Source organism: Ulvibacterium sp., from assembly GCF_028285715.1.
Taxonomy (GTDB): domain Bacteria; phylum Bacteroidota; class Bacteroidia; order Flavobacteriales; family Flavobacteriaceae; genus Ulvibacterium.
In genome coordinates this window covers 1-21402 of the sequence record NZ_JANQOO010000012.1, presented here as the reverse complement: position 1 = coordinate 21402, position 21402 = coordinate 1, and the positions used below count along the sequence as shown (strand labels likewise).

At 42.1% G+C, this 21402-nt stretch carries 18 protein-coding genes; 2 read left to right on the top strand and 16 right to left on the bottom strand.

Annotated elements, in window-relative coordinates:
• Positions 1-58: 58 nt before the first annotated feature.
• Both Q0993_RS05605 and Q0993_RS05600 read right to left on the bottom strand, forming a co-directional pair.
• The gene (locus Q0993_RS05605) at positions 59-1093 is read right to left on the bottom strand and encodes a hypothetical protein (protein WP_299530562.1); all 1035 of its coding nucleotides are present in this window, start codon (positions 1091-1093) and stop codon (positions 59-61) included.
• A complete protein-coding gene (locus tag Q0993_RS05600) occupies positions 1090-2271 on the bottom strand; it encodes an Nramp family divalent metal transporter (RefSeq protein ID WP_299530560.1) in 1182 nt (393 codons plus the stop codon). The genes Q0993_RS05605 and Q0993_RS05600 overlap by 4 nt, the downstream gene beginning before the upstream one ends.
• A 215-nt stretch (positions 2272-2486) precedes the next feature.
• On the opposite strand from Q0993_RS05600, the gene Q0993_RS05595 reads away from it, so the two are divergent.
• Positions 2487-3167 (top strand): head GIN domain-containing protein, encoded by a 681-nt coding sequence (locus tag Q0993_RS05595; protein WP_299530558.1) that lies wholly within the window; start codon positions 2487-2489, stop codon positions 3165-3167.
• 3 nt (positions 3168-3170) lie between these two features.
• On the opposite strand, the gene Q0993_RS05590 is transcribed toward Q0993_RS05595, so the two are convergent.
• The 10 genes from Q0993_RS05590 to Q0993_RS05545 form a co-directional block, all read right to left on the bottom strand.
• Positions 3171-4547: an MFS transporter gene (locus Q0993_RS05590; RefSeq protein WP_299530556.1), complete on the bottom strand. Its 1377-nt coding sequence runs from the start codon at positions 4545-4547 to the stop codon at positions 3171-3173.
• A gap of 51 nt (positions 4548-4598) precedes the next feature.
• Positions 4599-4781: a CPXCG motif-containing cysteine-rich protein gene (locus Q0993_RS05585; protein WP_299530554.1), complete on the bottom strand. Its 183-nt coding sequence runs from the start codon at positions 4779-4781 to the stop codon at positions 4599-4601.
• 63 nt (positions 4782-4844) lie between these two features.
• Positions 4845-5867 (bottom strand): Gfo/Idh/MocA family oxidoreductase, encoded by a 1023-nt coding sequence (locus Q0993_RS05580; RefSeq protein ID WP_299530552.1) that lies wholly within the window; start codon positions 5865-5867, stop codon positions 4845-4847.
• 37 nt (positions 5868-5904) lie between these two features.
• Entirely contained in the window at positions 5905-7299 is a 1395-nt protein-coding gene (locus tag Q0993_RS05575) for a TolC family protein (protein ID WP_299530550.1), read from the bottom strand.
• Entirely contained in the window at positions 7296-10598 is a 3303-nt protein-coding gene (locus Q0993_RS05570; RefSeq protein ID WP_299530547.1) for an efflux RND transporter permease subunit, read from the bottom strand. The genes Q0993_RS05575 and Q0993_RS05570 overlap by 4 nt, the downstream gene beginning before the upstream one ends.
• Positions 10598-11728, bottom strand: coding sequence for an HlyD family efflux transporter periplasmic adaptor subunit (locus tag Q0993_RS05565; protein WP_299530545.1), 1131 nt, complete (start codon positions 11726-11728; stop codon positions 10598-10600). Before Q0993_RS05565 ends, Q0993_RS05570 begins: the two co-directional genes overlap by 1 nt.
• Positions 11725-12198, bottom strand: coding sequence for a MarR family winged helix-turn-helix transcriptional regulator (locus Q0993_RS05560; protein WP_299530543.1), 474 nt, complete (start codon positions 12196-12198; stop codon positions 11725-11727). Before Q0993_RS05560 ends, Q0993_RS05565 begins: the two co-directional genes overlap by 4 nt.
• Positions 12199-12349: 151 nt before the next feature.
• On the bottom strand, positions 12350-13228 hold the full coding sequence (locus Q0993_RS05555) for a hypothetical protein (RefSeq protein WP_299530541.1): 879 nt from the start codon (positions 13226-13228) through the stop codon (positions 12350-12352).
• Positions 13229-13457: 229 nt separating this feature from the next.
• Entirely contained in the window at positions 13458-14336 is an 879-nt protein-coding gene (locus tag Q0993_RS05550) for a hypothetical protein (RefSeq protein ID WP_299530539.1), read from the bottom strand.
• Between the two features lie 175 nt (positions 14337-14511).
• Positions 14512-16428: an ABC-F family ATP-binding cassette domain-containing protein gene (locus Q0993_RS05545; RefSeq protein WP_299530537.1), complete on the bottom strand. Its 1917-nt coding sequence runs from the start codon at positions 16426-16428 to the stop codon at positions 14512-14514.
• Between the two features lie 62 nt (positions 16429-16490).
• On the opposite strand from Q0993_RS05545, the gene Q0993_RS05540 reads away from it, so the two are divergent.
• Positions 16491-16895, top strand: a complete 405-nt coding sequence (locus Q0993_RS05540; protein ID WP_299530535.1) for a DUF983 domain-containing protein — start codon at positions 16491-16493, stop codon at positions 16893-16895.
• Here Q0993_RS05540 and Q0993_RS05535 read toward each other — a convergent pair.
• The 4 genes from Q0993_RS05535 to gldL all read right to left on the bottom strand — a co-directional run bounded on the left by Q0993_RS05535 (position 16864) and on the right by gldL (position 21333).
• On the bottom strand, positions 16864-17925 hold the full coding sequence (locus Q0993_RS05535) for an FAD-binding oxidoreductase (RefSeq protein WP_299530533.1): 1062 nt from the start codon (positions 17923-17925) through the stop codon (positions 16864-16866). The two genes, Q0993_RS05540 and Q0993_RS05535, sit on opposite strands and share 32 nt — an antisense overlap.
• Before the next feature lie 176 nt (positions 17926-18101).
• A complete protein-coding gene (gene gldN, locus Q0993_RS05530; protein WP_299530531.1) occupies positions 18102-19004 on the bottom strand; it encodes a gliding motility protein GldN in 903 nt (300 codons plus the stop codon).
• Between the two features lie 61 nt (positions 19005-19065).
• Positions 19066-20625 carry a gliding motility protein GldM gene (gene gldM, locus Q0993_RS05525; protein ID WP_299530529.1) on the bottom strand — a complete coding sequence of 520 codons (1560 nt, stop codon included), beginning with the start codon at positions 20623-20625 and terminating at the stop codon, positions 19066-19068.
• A gap of 57 nt (positions 20626-20682) precedes the next feature.
• Positions 20683-21333: a gliding motility protein GldL gene (gldL, locus tag Q0993_RS05520; RefSeq protein ID WP_299530527.1), complete on the bottom strand. Its 651-nt coding sequence runs from the start codon at positions 21331-21333 to the stop codon at positions 20683-20685.
• Positions 21334-21402 lie beyond the last annotated feature (69 nt).

Sequence of the window (21402 nt, the reverse complement as noted above, 5' to 3'; positions counted from 1 at the left end):
TATGTCGATCGAAATTATCCACAGACGTATTGGCCTGCTATCTTTTAAAATGCGTTGTTCAAAAATTACCCTTGCGCTCCTGAAAATGGGTGGGTTTACCGAGTTGTTCACCTCCTGTTTTGACCCAATGGGCCGTCCATTGTATCATTGCCTCCAAAGAGACGGAAGGGTCTCCAAATAACTCATAGGCCTGAGCCGAATTGTTCAATAAGGCTGTTTCGCTGGGGCGGTTTTTAAAAATTGGTGTCTTGCCCAATAATTTTCCAAATTCCTCAGCCAGCCACTGTACGGCTATAACCTCTGGGCCGGTAACGTTAAGTTTTTTGGCCGGGGACCCGCAATGCAACAGACTTCGAATCGCATATTCGTTGGCATCGCCCTGCCAAATTACATTTACAAATCCCATACTTAAATCAATCGGTTTCTTGGATGCTATGGCCTTAGCAATCTCCAGCAATACGCCATACCGTAAGTCCAGGGCGTAATTTAAACGATAAATAAGCATCTTCGTCCCATTTTTAATCGAAAAATGCTCAAAGATGCGCTCCCTACCCAAGCAAGACTGCGCATATTCCCCAACAGGGGATGGCTCAACTTTCTCGGTGGCACCACCACTTTCGACAGGCACAAAAGGGTATACATTTCCTGTTGAGAAGACGACAATATCCGAATCTTTATATTTTTCCGAAATCCTTCCCGGTAGATAGGCGTTCATTGCCCAAGTAAAGTGTTCATTACCCAAGGTTCCGAATTTATTACCCGCCATAAAGATTACATTTTTGGCATCAGGAAGCCGCAATAATGCCTTGTCATCCAACAAATCCATTGGTATACATTGGATGCCAAAATCCGTTAACTCTTGATAAAGTCCTTTATTCGAAAAACGGGAGGCTCCCATTATTTTTTTATCCACACCGGCCTCATCTACCGCTCTTTTCGCCAGTTTTGCCAATGTAGGTCCCATTTTGCCTCCTAGGCCCAGAATCATAATATCCCCCTCAATTTCCTCCATGTCCGCAATGAGGCGTGTTGAGGGTTGGGATAGTTTTTCCTCAAGTTCAGAAATGGTCTCGATCATTGTTTTCCGATTCATTGGATAAATATATTGTAGGTATTCGCTCCTGCCAAAACTAAGAGCAGTATCAAACCAAGAATCAACACGATTTGCAAAGGTAAACCCAGTTTTAGTCGGTCTTTTTTGGCATTATCCACTGCTATTAAATAGAGCATGAACCCGATCAAGGGGCCAACAATAATGGTAAACCCTTGCGCCATGACTATTAGTTCTATGGGAAGGCTTCCGAAGATAATGGCGACCAATGCCCCGATAACAATTACCGACATAATCACATAGCGTACGTTGGGAGATTCCAATTTTCTTCCGACATTCAAGGCATCCGACAATAGAACGCCTCCTAGGGTAGCATTTCCGATCAACGAGGAAAAGGAAGCCGCAAAAAGGCCCAACATAAAAATCAAGGATGCATATCCGCCAAAAATCGGTTCCAAGGTTTTTCCCATTTCCGTAGCGGAATTGACCTGTATTCCCTGTGGAAACAATACGGATGCGCCAACGAGCATTACCGTCGCCGTTATAATACCCAAAATAAAAATGCCCGACAGGCTTTCCCGTTCATGGGATTTTGATTTGCTTTTATCCCACCCTTTTTCCTGAACCAGATAGGATTGGTAAAAAGCACCTGCTACTGAAAAACTGGAAGCGATCAAAGCCAAGGCCAAAAATTGTGAACCCTCGGGTAGGGTGAAATCAAATTGATCCAGCACAAGCGAAACATCGGGTCTTGAAATTATCAAGGTAATTGCAAAGGAAATAAGCATCAAGCCGACCATAACAATCATAATCCCTTCCAAAATCCTAAAGAACGTTTTAAAGAAGAGTAGTACGATGGCGGTCAAGGAAAAGAAAACTACCCAAGGTGCGGAAGAGGAATGGAATATCTCGCCGAACACCATCCCCGCACCTATGGAATTACCTGCTTGAAAGGAAGCTGCCACCACAAATAACCCTATGCCTATAATAGTGCATATGGCATTCCCATATTTTTCGCGAATCAATTGAATCAAGGTGAAATCCGAAGAGAGCCCAATGCGGGTAGAGACCATCGTAAATGCTGCCATAAACAACACACAAATGGGTATTATCCAAAGTAGTCTAAACTCGTAGTTAGCCCCTATTTTGGAGGCCACGGCCAAACTACCAGGGCCCAATACCAGGGCCGCGGTTATAAATCCGGGGCCTATGTATTTCAAAAAGTTCCTCGATTTTCTTTCAGTCATTTCCAACCCCAAGATTCCCGGAAAACCCCTTTTAAGAAAAGGAAACCGTATTTCTTAATGCTATTCCCCCAAGATATGCAATCTTGTTTCATCCACGAAATCTCGATCTTCCCCATCCTTGAATTTTCTTACCGATTTCCCATGCCAAAAAACTTTATATTTGGATGAACATTAGTAAATCCATTAGCATGAAAAAAATAGTGTATTTAGTCTTTGCCCTATCCATTTCGGTCAATGTTTTAGCTCAGAAATCAAGCACCAAGGAACTTGAAAAATTTACGGAGGTTAAGGCCTATGATCGTATCGTTGTGGATTTGATAAAAAGCAACGAAAATAAATTGGTCATTACCGGGGACGATCAAGACGAGGTGGATATTTCCAACAAGAACGGCCTGTTAAAAATAAAAATGGAGTTTGACAATTTCATGGATGGAGACGAGGCCAGAGCCACTTTGTATTATACCGAGACACTAGTCCTTTTGGACGCCAATGAAAATGCCAAAATTACTTCGGACGAGACCTTTACCGGTAATCGCGTGGAAATAAAGACCCAGGAAGGGGGCCGCATTGATCTAAAAGTTAACGTGACCGACCTCTACACCAAATCGGTTTCCGGAGGCGAGGTCTCCTTAACCGGACAAGCCAAAACCCAGGAAGTTATGGTTAACACAGGGGGACAGGTGTACAACAAGGCCTTGAATACCAATGCAACAACGGTAACCGTCAATGCTGGTGGACGAGCCGATGTAAAGGCTTCGGAAAAGGTAAAGGCCAAAGTTCGGGCAGGAGGTTCCATCTATATTTATGGCAATCCAAAGGAAGTGGATCGAGACAAGGTCTTCGGTGGTAAGATCAAAGTTATGGATTGAACGCTATCTGGCGGCAATGGTTTCGCTTGTTGTATTGACCACGGTCTTTCTGTTACCTTGTAAAAAATTGGCCCCCATTAAGAGTGTAATTATTAAAAAGATTCCCGATCCGATAGCGAATACGGTGGTTTCCATGGTTTCGAACAACAAACCTCCTAAAACCAGGCCGAACATACTGGCCATGCTGCCCATGCTATTTCCATAACCTTGAATGGCCCCTTGAATCTGAGGGTTTCCTGTTCGGGCCAACAGTGCCAGAAAGCTGGGCCACATTAAACCATTACCAATGGACAGCAGCGTATTGGCTATGTACAGTATAATCAAACTGTCCATGGAAAGCAGAAAAAAACTCAAGGATAGTAAAAGGGATCCCACTAAAATCAAGGATTGATTACTGATCTTGTCCGATAATCTGGACAGTAATGGTCCTTGGACCAAAATCATAATCAGGCTAGAGTAAGCTAAAAAAATTCCCAAGTCTATGGCTGTCCATTCCAAAAGTGTACTGGCATAAATTGGCAAACCTGCATAAAACAAACTAAACGCCAAAAAGGTCAAAAAATATACGGCATACAACAATGGAATTCCCGGTTCCTTAAGAACACTGCCCCAACCTTTCTTAGGCGGATTGGCCTCAACATTGCCTTCCTGATAACAATCCTTGTGCTCAACTTGAAAAAACCTTCGAAAGGAATGAGTATTCAGCCCACCAGTATCCACTACACAGGGGTTACTCTCCCCTAACTTTGTGCTGATTACAAAAATGGCGATAAGCGAAATTAGGGCTGCCAGACCTAAGGGCAATAGTTCCCCAAAAACTGTGGAAGCCAATAACCCGGCTACGGCCGGCCCCAAGACAAAACCTAAGCTGGTGGAAGCACCCATTTTTCCAAAGTTCTTGTTCCGGTCTTCATCGGTGGATATATCCGAAAGGTATGCATTGGCCACAGAAATATTTCCGCCTGTGAACCCATCGAAGATTCTGGCCACAAAAATGATAATGAGGGGCAAGGTCATAACATAACTTCCTGTAAGCTCGGTATTTTGGGACCAAAGTTCGGTTTTGGGGAGTGCAAAAGCCAAAAGAAAGAGCATCCACGCTACGAAGGTACCAGCCTGGCTAATTACCAAAACCTTTTTTCTTCCGATACGATCGGAAAGGCTCCCCAATATGGGAGCACCCATAAACTGAAAGAATGGGTACATGGCCCCTAGAATACCATAAATAAACCCGTTGCCGCCCATGTCGGCCACTATGAATATGAGAATAGGGATAACAATACTATATCCTAGAACACCTATGAAGTTCACCAGAAGGATAGGGAAAATCTTGGGCGAAATTATTTTTGGGAAGTTCACAACAGCATCGAAATTGGTCATCCTAAAAGTAGACAATATAGGTGAACAAAGCTAGCAGGACCAAAGGTCCTATTATTGACCAATTTGTGTGGCCTGAAAACCCAACAATTCGTTGTTTTCAAACCGGGTTTGTATCTCTATGGGATTACAACATACTTCACAATCCTCAATGTAAGTCTGTTGACCTACAGAGGGATCGAGCAACATCGAAATCTCCGCCCAACAATACGGGCATTGGAAAAAGTGTTCGTACATGTGATACGCTATAGATAATTTACCTGTATAATCGAAAATATGAAATTATCGAATGACTGGGAATTATAAAAAAACCAGTTCTCGGCTCTCGGACGATTTGTATAAAGCCGTAATGACCTCAACGGATTTCCGAGCTTCGGGGCCATCCACCATGGGCGATTTATCTTCAGCAATGGCGTGCAACATATCCAATATCACTTTTTTATGATTTTGGTGACCGATCGCAGTGGGATTAGCGGCTCCACTTCCATCGCGATTTCCCTTTTCAAAATCCGGTTCCGGAACATCCATGACATTCCAACCCACAATTCTTCCTCCTTCCATGAGAATGCTTCCTTTTTCACCATATATTTCCAAACGTTCTGGATGTCCCGGATAAAAGGCCGTACCTGCGGTGATGTTCCCAATGGCTCCATTTTCGAACTCTAGAATTCCAGAACCGACGTCCTCACCCTGTATATTATGTACCCTAGTATGGATCGTTCCAAAGACTGACTTCACCGGCCCGAAAAGATGTAACAATAAATCAATGGTATGAATGCCCTGGTTCATAAACGCGGCACCCCCATCCAATTCCAAAGTACCGCGCCATGGATTTTTGGTATAATACTCCGTATTGCGATACCAATTGATATGGGCATTGCCCATCAACAATTTCCCCAACTTCCCTTTGGAGACAACATCAAAAACTTCGGTAAAATGTGCTCCACATCGGTTTTGAAAGACACAGCCTAAGGTAACGTCATTTTGTACACAGGAGTTGATGGCCCTATCGATTTTTTCAAGGGTAACTTCCAATGGCTTTTCACACAATACGTGTTTTTTGGATTTGGCAGCTTGGATGATCGCCTCACCGTGACTTCCGCTTTCATTACATACGCAGACCAAATCGATCTGGGGCAAGGCCAAAAATGCACTAAGATCGCTGTACGCCGGAATTCCGAGTTCCAATTTGATTTTTTTGACCCTATCGGATGATCTAGTAAACAAGGCGACTAGGTTTGCGTCATCAATTTCTTCAATGCATTTAATATAGGTGTTCACTATAGAACCCGTACCGATAATTCCTATCCCCTTTTTTGTCATGGTATCCCCTGATAAAACGACTGGCCATACTGTATGGTCAAAGCTCAACGTTAAGCAATTGCCCGGTCAATTGCAACAATTGTAGTTCGGCCAGTTTGGCATCATATTTTGCCAAATTTTTGTTGGTCTGTGCGTTTAAAAGATTGATCTGTGCCTGACGAAATTCAATTGAAGTAATACGGCCCAATTGAAATTGTTCTTTGCTCCGTTCAAAATTGTTCGTATTCGTAATAACGTTTTGCTCTTGAATTTGATAGATGTTCAATCGGTTTTCATATATGGCCAAGGCGTTTTCTATATCACGTTTTACCTCTAACTTTATTTGTGCTTTTTGCAGCTCTTGGTTCTCATAGGCCAACTTGGAATTTTTAACCCTTACCGTGGTTCCGCCACCATCGAACAAATTCCAGGTAAGCGTGGCGCCCAAGGCAAAATTTCGGGTATTATTTACATTTACCCCGGGGAAAAAGGCTCCCGGTGCATTCTGATTAAGGTTCCAACCATATGAGCCGTTAAGGTTCACCACAGGTAAATAGCCCGAGCGTTCCACTTTAATGTCATATTCATTAATGGCCAGATTTCGTTCCGTTTGTAACAGGGCCACATTGTTCAAATCAGCTTGCGAGATAAAATCCTCCAATTGCATTTTCGGGGTAAAGCGAACTGTCGTATCTACCTGATATACCCTGTTCAGGTCTTCGGCCAAAACAACATTTAGGTCACGTATGGTATTCTCCAATTGTTGACGTGTGTTCAGTAGATTGATGCTATCATTGGTTACATCTACTTGGGCATTTAAAATATCCAACTTCGTGTTTTGCCCGTATTCAAAGGAATATTCCGCGCGTCTTATACGATCTGTGGAAATATCCAGAGCCTGCCTCAGTACATTTTCATTTTCGGTAAGTCGGGCTACTTCAAAATAGACACTAAAGAGCTGTAGCATGGTATTTTCAATGGTCTCCCGTGCCTGAAGCTCGCTTAGTCGGTACTGCTCCTTCAGTCGCTTATAGTTATATAACCGGCCGAGACCATCAAAAAGCGTATAATTCGCATTTAAAGCAGTACCGTAACGTTGTGCTTCGGCCTTGTACAAGTCTACATCCGGCCTGGGGACGGGTTGGCCAGTGTCCGGATCAATAATGGGCTCATTGGTATTAGGGTCGTTTAGGAATTGACCAGGAAACGAGAACGTGTTATCATCACGCTGGTAATTGGCATTTGCCGTACCTGTTAGACTAGGCAAAAATCCCGAGTTCAAGACACTTTGATTATTCTGTGCAATTTCGACCTGATTTTTGGCTACTTGAATTCCAAAGTTATTCTCCAATGCTATATTTGCGGCTTCCTGCTTGGATAGTACTTCTTCTTGGGCTAATGTGGCAAAGGTTATAAACAGGAAAGAAATAGAGGTCAATCGTATACTGTTCATTCTGCGTGTTCTTCTAATGCTTTTTCAGATTTAGGAAACATTTCCTTGGACTGATCCAGTTCTCCATCAATACCATTGGTTGATTTGGTCATTTCTCCAAGGAGTTGCAGTTCCTCTTTTTGTTCTCTAATGGCCCGTTCCACCTCTTCTTTCGTGATTTTGTTTCCAGTGGCCAACCATTTGGTATTCACCTTGACCTTATTGCTGAAAGAAAGAAAAATGGGAAGCATCAATAGGGTCAATACAGTAGCAAAACCAATACCATAGGCTATGGAAATGGCCATAGGTATCAAAAACTGGGCTTGTCTACTTGTTTCCAGCATTAGGGGAGCCAGCCCGGCTATGGTTGTAATCGAGGTAAGGAAAATTGCCCTAAAACGTGAACGACCGGCTTCATATATGGCATCATCAAAAGACATTCCCGTCCTTAGGTTACCATTAAACTTCCCAATAAGTACCAGCCCGTCATTGACCATAATTCCTATCAACGCTATGATACCCAACATGGAAAGTATGTTTATGGGGAAATCATGAATCCAGTGCCCCCATGCTACTGCAGTGAGGCTAAAGGGCACCAATAGAAGTAACATTAACGGTTGACTAAAACTTCTAAACGTAAAAGCAATGGTTATGTAAATTAAACCCAAAACGGACAGTCCAACCAGATTCAGGGAGTCGAATAGTTTGTTTCGTTCCCGATTCTGTCCTTCATAAGATGCGCTTACGGTAGGATATTTTGATTGTATTTCGGGCATGATGACGGTCCGGATCTCATTCATAACATCTACCGGGCTTGTGGCCTTTGGGTCTTTTAAATCGGCCGAAATCTGTATTTCCCTTTGACCTTCCAAACGGTTTATGGCCACATCTCCACGTTCTATGCTGTAATTGGCGATTTCCCGTAAAGGAATTCTATCCCCGGAGGGGGTTACGATCCGCATTTCATCCAAATCCGCAATAGAGGAACGGTTATCTCGGTCATAGCGTACCCAAACCCTTATCTCGTCCTGTCCCCTTTGGAACCGTTGGGCCTGTGCACCAAAAAAACCGGCACGCACCTGATCCATTATCATCCTTAGATCCAATCCCAGAAGGTATGCGTTTTCCTTGAGCTCCAATCGGATTTCCTTAATACCGGCGGGGTCATTATCCGAAATGTCCTTTAAGGAACTATTACTGAGCATAGCTGCCTTAAGTTCTTGTTTAGCCGATTTGAGTTCCTGGATGTTATTTCCCAAGAGCGAAACTGATACGGGGTCACCTCCAAAATTGCTGCCAGACCCATAGATAAGACTTTCCACCCCAATTACCGGGCCTACTAATTCCCGTAATCTGTTGGTAACCAAATCCGAACGTACCGCATCCGGACGTTCCTCGCCAGGCAACATGTTAATGGTCAATGTTGCAGAGGATGAACCCGGTCCTATTTCCTTAATTACATTTTCAAAAAGCTCCTTTCCAGTACCCTTTAAATATTTCTCCGTTAGTTCCTGGTTTACAATTTTAGATTTTTCCTCAATTAGACTAATAATGGAGTCCGTAACCTTTTCATTTGTGCCATTAGGCATTAAAAGCTCCACTTGGGCCCTGTCACTGGCAATACGGGGGAAAAAGGCTGTTCGTATTATACCACCCCCAATGGAACCGAAGGTCAGAATCAAGGCCATGGCAAAGAAGGAAAACGTTAATAGTTTATATTTCAATGCAAATTTTAAGGATGGGCTGTACATATTGTCCCGCATCCAAGCCATAGCGCGGTCCCCGGATCGGTTGATTCCCCTAAGCTTGGCAAAGGCCTTGGCAATGCCATTTTTCGGTTCTCCGCTAGGAGGACGCAATGCCTTGGAGTGTGCCAAGTGGGCAGGCAAAATAATCAGGGCCTCGATTAAGGAGACCACCAAGGTAAGGAGAACGATTACGGAAACCTCCCCAAAGAAATCCCCGATACGGCCGTCCAGAAACAGAAAAATAGAGAAGGCCAATATAGTGGTAACAATAGCTGAAACAATGGGTGGAATAACCTCCATTGTGCCATCCACGGCAGCCTGCACCGGCGATTTGCCCTTCTCATAATGCTGATAAATGTTCTCGGCGATTACGATACCGTCATCCACCAAAATACCGATAACGATAATCATTCCAAAAAGTGAAAGCACATTTATGGTAACGTCAAAAAAACCGGCAAAAATGAACATGCCCAGAAAGGATATGGGAAGACCAAAAGCCACCCAAAAGGCCAAGCGTGTATTCAAGAACAAAGAAAGGAAGGTAAGCACAAGTATGGTACCCAATATGGCATTTTCGCTTAATAACTGGGTCCTTTGAACCAAAGTGGTGGAAAGGTCACGAACTACATCCAATTGTACATTTTCATATTTTTGATTGAATTCAGCTATGTACTCCTTTACCTTTTCCGCCGACCCTATCAAATCTTCAGTATTTGTGCTGGTGATAGTTACATTTACTGAAAGGTTGCCATTAAAATAAGCCATATTGGGAGTCTCCGAAAACCGGTCCCTAATACGGGATACGTCCTTTAAACGCACGGTCTGTCCGGAAACATCAGCCCTAACGATGATATTGGAAAGCTCGTTGGCGTAGTATGAACGATTCTTTGCCCTTATCAAATATTCCTCGGCATTTGTCTTTATGGTCCCTCCTGTAACCAGTATGTTGGCATTGGCCACTGCCTGGGCCACTTCCTGAAAAGAAAGGTCATAGGCCAAAAGACTATTTTCATTTACGGCAATCTCAATTTCTTCATCCGGATAACCCGCAATCTCTATTTGGGAAATACCTTCAATTGCCCTGATATCATTCTCTATTTGCCTCCCTATCTGCTTTAATGTTACTAAAGGCACATTCTCACCGCTTATGGCAAAACTTATGGTTGGCCGTACCGCTTCCAATTTGGCAACGATCAACGGTTCCATACCGGTAGGAAAGGTCGGTACCCGATCTACTGCATTTTTTACTTCAAGGAGCATGAAGTCGATGTCCCTGCCCTTCTCGATCTCCACGTTGATACTTCCGTTGTTTTCCCTCGAGGTAGAGGTAACGCGATCAACCCCTTCCAATCCTTTTAAATTGTCCTCTATCTTGAGAATAATACCCTCCTCCACTTCTTGGGGCGAAGCTCCGGGGTATGTAATGGTTATGAGTATATTCTTTGAATCCGTCAATGGAAAAAAGGAGGACTTCAATAAGGAGGCGCCCACTACCCCAAAAATTATGAAGGCAAGCACTATCACGTTTACCGCGACATGATACTTAATAAAATACTCAATAATCTTTCGCATTATCCCTTCTTGTTATCGGATTTGTCCTTATAAACCTGTACGGCCATTCCGGTATAGGCCCCTATTAAGGGTTTGGCCATTATACTTGTACCATCAGGGATGTCCTTTAGCACTACCCTTTTATCCGTAAAATATACCGGTCTCACATCTATCAAATCCAAAATAGAATCCCTTACCACAAAAATTTTATCGTTTTCCAACAAGAGACTCCTGTCGATCTCAATGGCGTTCTCCTCCTCCTTTGCCTGCAGATTGGCCTCTAGATACATCCCTTCTCGAAGTGTTGCATCGGCTACTTCAATGAATGCTTTGATCGTCTGGGAAGTCTGGTCCACCCTTCCATTGATACGGGTAACACTACCGATATATGTTTTCGTTTTGTCCAAGTCATTAAGCTCCACTCGCTCCCCGACCTTTAGCAGGTCGCTATAGGTCTTGCCTACCGAGACCTCAAGTTCATATATTCCGGTCTTGATGAATTCCCCAAGCTTTTGACCAGACCTCACCAAGGTTCCCTCTGTAACCAGGGTTTCGGTCAATACTCCGTCAAAAGGAGCTTGAATTCGATATTTGGACAAGCGTTGTTCCAAGTTCTTGATGTTGTAATATGATGTAAGTATCCCACGACCCGAAATAAAAAATTTCTCCTTGTCCGAATCCATGTCCGGTAACGGGGGAGTACTTTTGGACATATCAAAGTCATTTAGATAGGTTTGCCATTTGGAGAAAGCCTCCGGATAATCCAATCGCAAATCGGGCATTACCGAGGTAATTAAATTAAAGAGATTACTTTTGGCGCTTCTCACACTGGCTGCGTATTCATCGGAATCTATTTTAATAATGGTGGCTCCCCTATTGTAATTTTGACCAGGTCTGAACAGTTTATTGCCACCCCGAAATACACCTTGTACCTCCGAATAGAGTTCTACCCTATTTTTGGCCACTAAATTCCCGTTTGCGGGAACTACGATAGGAACGGTACCATTTTTCACCACTTGGGTAAAAACGGTCTTCACTACCTTTTGCGCCTGGGGCCGATAACTTTTTTTGCTATCTATAATTATTTTGGCCAAAAAAATGGCCAATACAATAATTACAAGCCCCAATATGGATAAAATAATCTTTCTCATGGTTGTTCTTGTGGCAGCGCCGATTTTCGTTTTAGGTTGGACTGTACTTTCTTAAGAATATCTATTATCTGTTCTTTCTCTGTTTGGGTGATATTATGTTCAAGAACATTGATTATCCGATTAACCACCGGCAAGGTCCTGTTGAAGGTAGTTTTGCCATTTTCAGTGATATATATTTTGTTTATTCGCTTATCCTCGTCGCTTTGTTCCCTTCTGACCAAACCTCTTTCCTCCATTTTTGCCAGTAGTCGCGCCATCGTCGATTTATCCCGATAAAGTAGCAGTGCCAACTCATTTTGGTTTAGGCCGTTTTTTTCATGGAGTTTTTTTAATACAACAAACTGTTCCTTGGTAAGTATAAAACCATGTTGTTGCAAAGCATCCTGCAGATAATAATCCACGATTTTTGAGGTCTTCCCTATCCAGGGTGCCAGGGAAGACTCAAGGTCCGGTACCATTTTGGTTTTCACTCGGCTAAGCTATAGAAAAAGAATTAGTTGCATACGCAACTAATGTTAAAGATATATTAAAATCTGTTTAGGGGTAATCCAAATTCGTTAAACACGAAAAAGGGGATGCTTTCACATCCCCTTTTTGGTATTCTTATATAGTCTCCAAGACTTAATTTTCCTCTTCAAATTTTGTATTGGCCACCGGGGCGTGGATATCAAACAATTCCCGATATTTAAGATTTAGCTTAAGGTCATCCGTGTCAAAAACAAGAAGATTCTTGCTCTGCAGATTCTGAAGATTTTCGAAAGAAGTGAAATTGTTTCCCTGAAGTTGAACCAGTTCCAAATAAGGCAAAGCATCGATGCCTTTAGGTACAGTTCCCTGAAAGTTATTGAAGGCCAGCAACAACTCGGACAGATTTTGCATGTTACCAAAACTAGTGCTTATTTCGCCTTCCAGCTTATTACCGGAAAGCCCCAAATTTGTTAAATTAGAAAGCTCTCCAATGCTTTCGGGCAGGCTGCCTTGTAAATAGTTATTGGATAAATCAAGAATCTTTAATTTTTTTACCGCTCCGATATGGTTTGGGATGTTTCCTCCAAGTTTATTATCAAATAGAATAAGTTCCTCCAAATCCAACATTGCCGTAAAGCTTTGTGGAATCTCACCTTTTAAACTGTTCATTTCAAGTTTTAAGACCTTCAGCTTGGTTAGTTCGGCCAATGTGGCCGGCAATTCTCCTTCCAAGGCATTGAATGCCAAATCAAGTACTTCAAGCCTTTTTAGATTTTTTAAACTTGACGGGATCCTTCCGGTCAAGTTATTTTTATAAAGGGTAAGGCCAACTACATGACCCTCTACAATGTCCACACCGTACCATTCATGGACATCCGATTTTAAGTTCCACGTAATACTCCAAGAATCTCCATTTGTAGCCTCGTAGAGGTCTATAAGGGCCGATTTTTCACTTCCAGGTATTTGTGCCATTGTAAGAGCTTGCAATAGCAGAAAAAAAGAGAAGGTGACATACAGTAGTTTTCTATTCATAATAAAAAAGATTTAAGGTTGGTTATCGTAAAATATCTTGGTTGTTCTTCATATTTGTAGGCCAAGATTTATCCGACACATATTGTATTTATTCGTTGCACTGTATGTTTCTAACGTTTTTTTCCTCAATTTCTTGTGTTATTGTAGTATCCGCACGAACCTCAAATAAAAAGGGATGCAAACCTTGCATCCCTTCAACCAAACTAACTAATCAAAAAATTATAAATCACTAATCATCCTCAACATCTTCAAATTTCGTATCCGCCATTCTTGTCTTGCTAAAATTGACGTCCTTAAAATTGGGATCGAATTCTTCCTTATCATAATCGAATACCAGAAATTGCTGGGAATCCATCATGTGTAGATTCTCGAAAGAATCGAATTTGTTGTTTTGAATCTGGAAAATTTCAAGACTGGCCAATTGGGCAAACTCTGCAGGAATCTCGCCTGCCAATTGATTATTGGCCAATACCAGCTCCTTCATTTTTACCAATTTTCCAATTTCCGGAGGAATGCTTCCTTCTAAGGCATTTTCAAAGAGGCCCAGACTTTCCAACTGGGTCAGATCACCTAAAGCATTTGGAATCCTTCCCTTAATGTTGTTACTGGAAAGGTTGAGTATTTTTAAGTTCTTGATACTTCCTATGCTTTCGGGAATACTTCCCGATATAAAATTATTGAAGAGGCTAATCTCTTCCAAGTTTTCCATTTTACCAATGACCTCCGGAAGTTCTCCCTTAATTCTATTCATTTCCAATTTCAACACCCTTAATTCATCAAGTAAGACTATAGTGGCCGGTAATTCTCCAGTAATGGTGTTGAATGCTAGGTTAAGCACCTTAAGATGGCCTAAGTCTCCAATGCTCTCTGGAATGATACCATTGAGATTATTTCGAAATAGATTAATTTCAATCACATGGCCATTCTCTACCTTTACACCTCTCCAATTGGATACGGGTTCTTCCAAATTCCACTTTTTTATCCATTCCTTACCTTGGGTGCTCTCATATAAATCTATTAGCGCCTTTTTCTCTTTACGGGTTACCTCCGCAAAGATTATGTTGGCGCTTAGTAAGCTTATCGTCAAAAAACAAAATAGCTTTTTCATCGGTTGTCAGTTATAAGAATAGACCGTAAGATTTAGACTTATCAAATAAAGAATTACCTTACAAAGAAACTCTAATAAGGGATAAAAAGCAAAAAATATCGACGAAACGCCCCATTTTGTTGTGAAAGAACGTTATTCTGTGGTGTACCAAAATGAAGTGGGCAAAGAAATTTTCCTACAAAGATAATTCATCCAAGGTCAAAGTGATTTGTTCCCAATCCTCCATAAGCCCTTCAAGGTTTTTTTTCTTTTTTTGATAATCATCAAAAAAGTTGGGGGCCGCAATGGTCGTATCATAATCCATGAGCAGGTTATGGTCTATCTCTGCCAACTCCTTTTCCAGATCGGATATCTTACTTTCTACAGAACTAAGTCTGTTTTTTAAGGATTTCAACTTTTTCTGATCTTTGAACGAATTTCCGGCCTTTTCACTTTTTACCGGTTTTTTAGGTACCGTATGGTTTTTCTCAATGGCCCTAAAACTATCTACTTGACGTTGCTCCAAATAAAAATCGATATCGCCTAAAAACTCCTTTATCCTTCTATCCTTAAACTCATAGACATTGTTGGTAAGTCCTTGCAGAAAGTCCCTATCATGTGAAACCAATATCAAGGTTCCCTCAAAATTCTTCAAAGCCTGTTTTAGTACGTTCTTGGAACGTATGTCCAAATGATTGGTAGGTTCGTCCATTACCAAAACATTAAAAGGCTTTAGTAGCATTTTGGCCAATGCCAATCGGTTTCGCTCTCCGCCCGAGAGTACCTTCACATATTTTTCCACCTCATCGCCACTAAATAGAAATGAGCCCAGAATATCCCTGACCTTGCTTCTGTTCTTCTCATTGGCGGCATCTATCATAGTATCCAGAACAGTTTTGTTCCCGTCCAAATACTCGGCTTGGTTCTGGGCAAAATACCCAATCTGCACATTATGTCCTAACTTAACCCTACCTTGATGCTCCAATTCTCCGACAATGATTTTGGCCAAAGTGGTTTTTCCCTGTCCATTTTGCCCCACAAATGCCGTCTTACTATTGCGTTCTATCAGAAGATTTATGCCTTGAAGCACATGATTGTCTCCATAACTCTTGGAAAGGTCGTTAATTTCAGTGACAACTTTACCCGGGGTAACGGAAACCGGAAACCTTAGGTTCATAACCGCATTGTCTTCCTGATCTACCTCAATGCGTTCCATTTTGTCCAACTTCTTGATAAGCGATTGTGCCATGGAAGCCTTCGTTGATTTTGCCCTGAATTTTTCGATCAAACGCTCCGCCTGTTGTATTTCCCTTTCTTGGTTTTTTTGTGCATTAAGTTGTTGCTCCTTCATTTCTGCACGGAGCTTTAAATACTGCGAATACGGTTTTTTATAGTCATAAATGCGCCCTAATGAAATCTCGATGGTTCTATTGGTCACAGTATCCAAAAACATTTTATCGTGTGATACGATTACGACCGCACCGGAATAATTAATGAGGAATTGCTCTAACCAAATAATGGATTCAATATCCAAATGGTTCGTGGGTTCGTCCAATAACAGCACATCATTGTTTTGCAAAAGTAATTTGGCCAATTCTATCCGCATACGCCACCCACCGGAAAAAGTATCGGTTCCTTCATTGAAATCATCACGTTTAAACCCAAGGCCCAGTAATATCTTTTCTGTTTCACCCTGATAGTTGTACCCGCCCAAAATATCATATTGATGGGTTACCTCGTTCAGGTCCACCATCAGTTGATTGTACACCTCACTTTCGTAATCAGTACGTTCTGCAAGTTCCCGATTTATCTCGTCCAATTTCAATTCCAAGGCCTTCAATTCCACAAAGGCCTGATACGCTTCCTCCAGAACCGTTCTGCCCTGTTCAAAATCGATATCCTGCCTCAGAAAACCGATTTTCACGTTTTTCTCAACGGCAATGGTTCCAGAGTCCAATGACATCTCCTTGGAAAGCAGTTTGAGCATTGTGGATTTCCCGGCCCCGTTCTTTCCGATAAGACCCACCCGATCTCCTCCATTTAAACGAAATGAAACCTGCTTAAAAAGGTACTCCCCTCCAAAGGAAATGGAAAGATTATGGACGTTGAGCATTTTGTGACTTTTGTAACGTTTGGAAATAGGCAAACCTTTACCTTTGCCTAAAACTTTTGCAAATGTTAAAAAAAGGGAACAAACTCTATAGCATTTTAACAGGATGTTGTCCTAGATGCCACCAAGAAAGCATGTATGTGGATAGGAACCCCTACAATATGGGCAATCTTTTTAAGATGCATGAACGCTGCTCGCACTGCGGTCTTAAATATAAAATGGAGCCATCTTTTTTCTATGGGGCCATGTATGTAAGTTATGCTGTTGGTGTCGCCTTTGCCGTAGCAGCTTTCGTTGTTTCCTATTTGTTCATAGGTCTATCACTGCTCAATACTTTTATAGCCATTGTCGGAACGCTAGTGTTCTTCTTACCGGTAATTATACGATTGTCCCGAAATATTTGGATAAACTTCTTTGTTAAATATGATGCAGAAGCCGCTAATCCGAATACTCAAAATATTTCTTCGTAAAGCGGGCAATATCCATTTCCTCAGGTACCGGCTCCCTTTTTTCTATGACTGCATATAAGCTTTGGCCAGCAAATGGTGCGATCATGACACCTCTGGATCCAAATCCGTTCAGGACATACAAATTGTCATACTTGGGATGCTTGCCTACCAAGGGCCTCCTATCGGTTACCGTGGGCCGTATACCGGCTACTTGATCCATAACCTCATAATCGCAGTCCAGGAATGTATCCAATTTTTGTAACAGTTCGGATTTTGCTTCCCGTGTTGGTCTGTTGGATTTATCTTTCCATTTATATGTGGCGCCTATACGGTAAAGGTCATTACCTAGGGGAATAATAAATACGGAAGATTTTATTACCCTATTTTCCAATAGGGCTGGAGCCTTTATAGTAAGTAGCTCTCCCTTGGTGCCATTAAGTGGCAGGTAACTGAAATAGGGGTTCTTTTTTAATCCAAATCCTTCCGCAAAAACAATTTGTCTAGCCTTCAAGGACTTATATTCTACCCAATCCATCGAAATTTTAAGTGCACCATAATCAAAGGTTTCCCTTAAGAACAATTGTTGTTTCAGTAAGTAATGGGCATAGGAGTTCAATAGGGTTGCCGTGTCTATCCTACCGGTATGCAGAACTTCACCATAACCAAAGGGAGCCTTAATTCCAGTGTTTCTGTTTTGGATAAGCTCCGTGGACAAAAAATGGCTTAACCCTTTTTGGTCGGCTGCCTCAAACCACAAGTTTTGTTCTTCAATTGAGGTAAATCGCCTTAGTACGGGAACCTTAAAATCTAGTTTTACCCTTAATTTTTTTTCCAGCCCTTGGTAAAAGGGAATAGCCTTGTCCAACTGCTCCCGGGCCTTCCAGGCCAATGTAAAACGTTTTAGAATTACGGGATTATAAAGTCCGCCTGCCACAATGGAAGAGGTCTGTGAACCATCACTAATTATCAAGAAGGATTTGTTATTCCTTTCCAATTGCTCGCAGAACGAAACCCCGGCCAGACCCAGGCCCACAACTATATAATCCAACATGGGGCAAAGGTAGAAATTGTAATCGTTATTGCCGGAAATCCCAACCGAGTATGGATAAACAAAAAATACCCTTACGGGATGGTAAGGGTATCTAAGTTGTATTGAATTGGAATGTAATCTTGTCTAACCGGATTGCCACTTTGCAATGGCAAGGGCTACTATGCAAGTTGCTTATGTTAGTAGGCCCACATATCCTGTTCCCGATCCCGGATGACCTCCTTTATGCGGTTGGCCTCCAATAATTGAAACAGGGCATTGTCCGAAATGTAATCATTGATTTCCCGGTCCCCATGCACGTTATCCTCACGGTAGATAACGCCATTAAACCTTCTTGCGTTCAAAAGCATATCAAAGGATATGGGCTGGGCGGAATTTCTTTGGTTGAATACCTTGGCATCATGCAAAATTTGCCGTGCCCCAGGATACCATACCCAGAACAATTCCACTTTGGCATCCCCGGGATCCATGGATTCGTCATCGATAAAGTTGACATCCGGAGCTACGGGAGCAAGTCCCAGTAGTCGATATTTCAATTCACCTTGACGCTTATCAAAATACCAGATTCCCTTAATACGGTATTCTTCAATATCGGCAGCAGTAAGATCTCTACGGATTACAAATTCCTGGGAGAGCTCCTCACCGGCATTCAATTGCTCATAACCATAGTCTGTGGTATCTACTTTTTGCAAGGTAGCCGTTAAATCATCGAAACTCCTTTTTTCAGTAAAATAGGAATCTACATATACATCCTGAAGTTTACCATTTTTGATGTTCTTCATTAAAACATCATACAAGGACCTTCTGTCGGCACCGATATCCACGGTGTCTATTGGATAGTACAATGGAAAGTTTACACGCTCGTCCAAATCTATCACCTCCCATACGGTCTTGGACCAAAGGATATCCCTATCGTCCACATAGCCATATTCCAAGGGAGCGTCGTTGTCCATCGCTTTTTGAGCTTCGGTCTTTTTCCCAATATCCTCAGGTTTCTTGGCGTTCAATATATTCGCCTGGGCCATTATGGATAAGGGCAGTAAACCAACAGCTCCAATCAATAAAACATTCTTCCAATTCATGGTTTCAATCCTTTAAAATTACCGAGCGACCTTGTTAAGGCCACTCGGGTTTTAATCGTTATTAATTTGTTATCTCCACAACTACCGGAGATACTTTTTTCAATTTGTACGTCTTGTTGTTTGTGATGTAAGCGTTGATATCGAATATCTGAACGGCATCACCTCTTTTTGCGCGCTTCAACGCGGATTTGGCCCTGGAGTCCAATTTGTTACCATTAACGGCAACCGTTGGCTGTCCGGGAACTTTAAATTTAAATCCACTTACGGCAAGGTTCAAGTCAAAGTCAAAATCTTCCAACATGGCACTGACCGTGGCAATTTCCAAGTTTCTTCTTGGCAATTTTAGACTACCGGTCTGCTTACTTACTGATCCTGCAGGCCTTGGAATATCCTTTATCCTGAATGTAGCAGGAGTAGAGATACGCTGACCATCGGGCAAGATACCTGAAGCAATAATCTTAACGGTTCTTCCTTTTCCAGGATTCATTACATAACTGCTACCATTTCTTTTCGTAAGACCAGGTGCAGATGCAGTTACCTTATTATTCGGTATACCAGGAATTGAAATGGACATTGGATTGGATACTCCTCGATACACAACGTTCATCTTATCGGCAGCAATCAAAGCAGCGTTAGGTTTGCTGATTGTTGCGAAGGCATTTTTCACAGGTACAGGAATCTCTTCACCATCCTGCATAAAATACAATGTGCCTTCTACGGTATGGTCGCCGGGAGCTCCAGCGCCTATTAGCAATTTAACCCCGCCTGCTTCCAGACGATAGTCCTTTCCATCTGTCAATTTTCTACCGTCCAAGGTCAATTCTGCCTTAACGGGTGTAGAGGAATTGTCGGTCTTGCTGATAATTATCTTACCGTCATATTTCTCACCACTATAGAAAGCGGACTTAGTAGCCAAAAGAGAAGTAGCAAAGTTTTTTAAGGAAACTTGGCTGGTCAGCTCTCCTTCCAACATGGATTTCAAAGCATCTTCCTCGGTAGCCTTAACATCCGCTTGAAGAGCGGTCAACTTAGCCAAAGAAGCTACTTGTGGGAAGCCTTCATAGTGATAGTTGATCCAATCTTGTTTGGTACCATCACGTTTCTCAACCTTACCATTGGCATCACCTGTCTCGAAACGAGCATTAATAGATTCCTTGATTCCTGCAGGAACAATTGCTGCAACTTGGGTACGATAATCCGTAATTCGTTTCATGAACTCCTTACCATCAGCGGCCAAATTGTCCCCCTGAAAGAATTTTTGATCGAGATAATCGGACTTGTCCATTACGGTATAATCCTTGGGATCTTCGGTATCTTTCATCATCTCTGCCTTAAGAGCCTCCAAATAATCGTAATACTCTTGTGACAATGTTTTTATCCGTTGTGCATTCTGATACAATTCCCCGTATTTGGCGGAATCTTCGGATGCCTTCGTTTCTAGGCTGGCCAAGAAAGCTTCGTTACTTTCTTTGGTCTTTACATTGGAAGCCTCCATTCGTTCGTTCATAATCCCGAACGCCGCAAGAACTTCCTTGCTCATATTTAAGGCCAACATCGCAATGAAGATCAGGTACATTAGGTTGATCATCTTTTGACGTGGCGTTTGTTTTCCTGAAGCCATATTTTCTAATTGGATTTAATTAATTAATCTGATTTGGGTTTAAGGAATTCTATCCAATTAGTTTCTGTTCATTGCGGTCAACATGCCACCGTAAACACCGTTCAAGGATGATAGGTTAGTAGCCAAGGATTCCATTTGCTCCTTAAGGGCACTGGCATTCTGTACCACCTCTTCGTTAACAGAGGCTTGTTTGCTTGCGCTCTCCAATTGAACTTTGTACAAACTGTTCAAAGATTCCATTTGAGCCGCGGCCTGAACCATTTCCTCAGAATACTTCTTGGTAGATTCCATGGCATCCATTGTAGGGGCGATACCTTTGGCAGCTCCTTCAAAATTTCGGATACTGTCACCCAAGCTCTCCATAAGATTGGCGTCTACACCAGCCTCTTTTAAAAGGTCATCCAACTTTTTGGACAAAGATGTCTCCGCTTCTTTTATTTCTGACAAATCGTTCTTTTTTCCGTTGGAAGCTCCACCTGCCAATTCGGGATAAACCAAAGACCAATCGTATTCGTCATCTACTGGTTCAAATGCGCTGATCGCAAAAATAAGTGCTTCGGTAATAAGACCTATAGCAAGAAGAATACCTCCATTCAGAGGTCCGAACTCCCAGTGAAGAATCTTGAACAAAGCACCGATAATTACTACAGATGCCCCAAGGCCGTAGGCCATGTTAAACAATTTCTTTGTTGATTTTGACTGTGCCATAATTTAAAATTTAATTTAAGTTTACTGTTAAAATAAGTATTTGGTTAAAATTTGATGGTTTTCCGATAG

Bases quoted from the DNA above. Each gene is read 5' to 3' on its own strand.
- Q0993_RS05605 (WP_299530562.1), bottom strand. From the start codon at position 1,093: ATGAATCGGAAAACAATGATCGAGACCATTTCTGAACTTGAGGAAAAA.
- Q0993_RS05595 (WP_299530558.1), top strand. From the start codon at position 2,487: ATGAAAAAAATAGTGTATTTAGTCTTTGCCCTATCCATTTCGGTCAAT.
- Q0993_RS05590 (WP_299530556.1), bottom strand. From the start codon at position 4,547: ATGACCAATTTCGATGCTGTTGTGAACTTCCCAAAAATAATTTCGCCC.
- Q0993_RS05585 (WP_299530554.1), bottom strand. From the start codon at position 4,781: ATGTACGAACACTTTTTCCAATGCCCGTATTGTTGGGCGGAGATTTCG.
- Q0993_RS05580 (WP_299530552.1), bottom strand. From the start codon at position 5,867: ATGACAAAAAAGGGGATAGGAATTATCGGTACGGGTTCTATAGTGAAC.
- Q0993_RS05575 (WP_299530550.1), bottom strand. From the start codon at position 7,299: ATGAACAGTATACGATTGACCTCTATTTCTTTCCTGTTTATAACCTTT.
- Q0993_RS05570 (WP_299530547.1), bottom strand. From the start codon at position 10,598: ATGCGAAAGATTATTGAGTATTTTATTAAGTATCATGTCGCGGTAAAC.
- Q0993_RS05565 (WP_299530545.1), bottom strand. From the start codon at position 11,728: ATGAGAAAGATTATTTTATCCATATTGGGGCTTGTAATTATTGTATTG.
- Q0993_RS05555 (WP_299530541.1), bottom strand. From the start codon at position 13,228: ATGAATAGAAAACTACTGTATGTCACCTTCTCTTTTTTTCTGCTATTG.
- Q0993_RS05550 (WP_299530539.1), bottom strand. From the start codon at position 14,336: ATGAAAAAGCTATTTTGTTTTTTGACGATAAGCTTACTAAGCGCCAAC.
- Q0993_RS05545 (WP_299530537.1), bottom strand. From the start codon at position 16,428: ATGCTCAACGTCCATAATCTTTCCATTTCCTTTGGAGGGGAGTACCTT.
- Q0993_RS05540 (WP_299530535.1), top strand. From the start codon at position 16,491: ATGTTAAAAAAAGGGAACAAACTCTATAGCATTTTAACAGGATGTTGT.
- Q0993_RS05535 (WP_299530533.1), bottom strand. From the start codon at position 17,925: ATGTTGGATTATATAGTTGTGGGCCTGGGTCTGGCCGGGGTTTCGTTC.
- gldN (WP_299530531.1), bottom strand. From the start codon at position 19,004: ATGAATTGGAAGAATGTTTTATTGATTGGAGCTGTTGGTTTACTGCCC.
- gldM (WP_299530529.1), bottom strand. From the start codon at position 20,625: ATGGCTTCAGGAAAACAAACGCCACGTCAAAAGATGATCAACCTAATG.
- gldL (WP_299530527.1), bottom strand. From the start codon at position 21,333: ATGGCACAGTCAAAATCAACAAAGAAATTGTTTAACATGGCCTACGGC.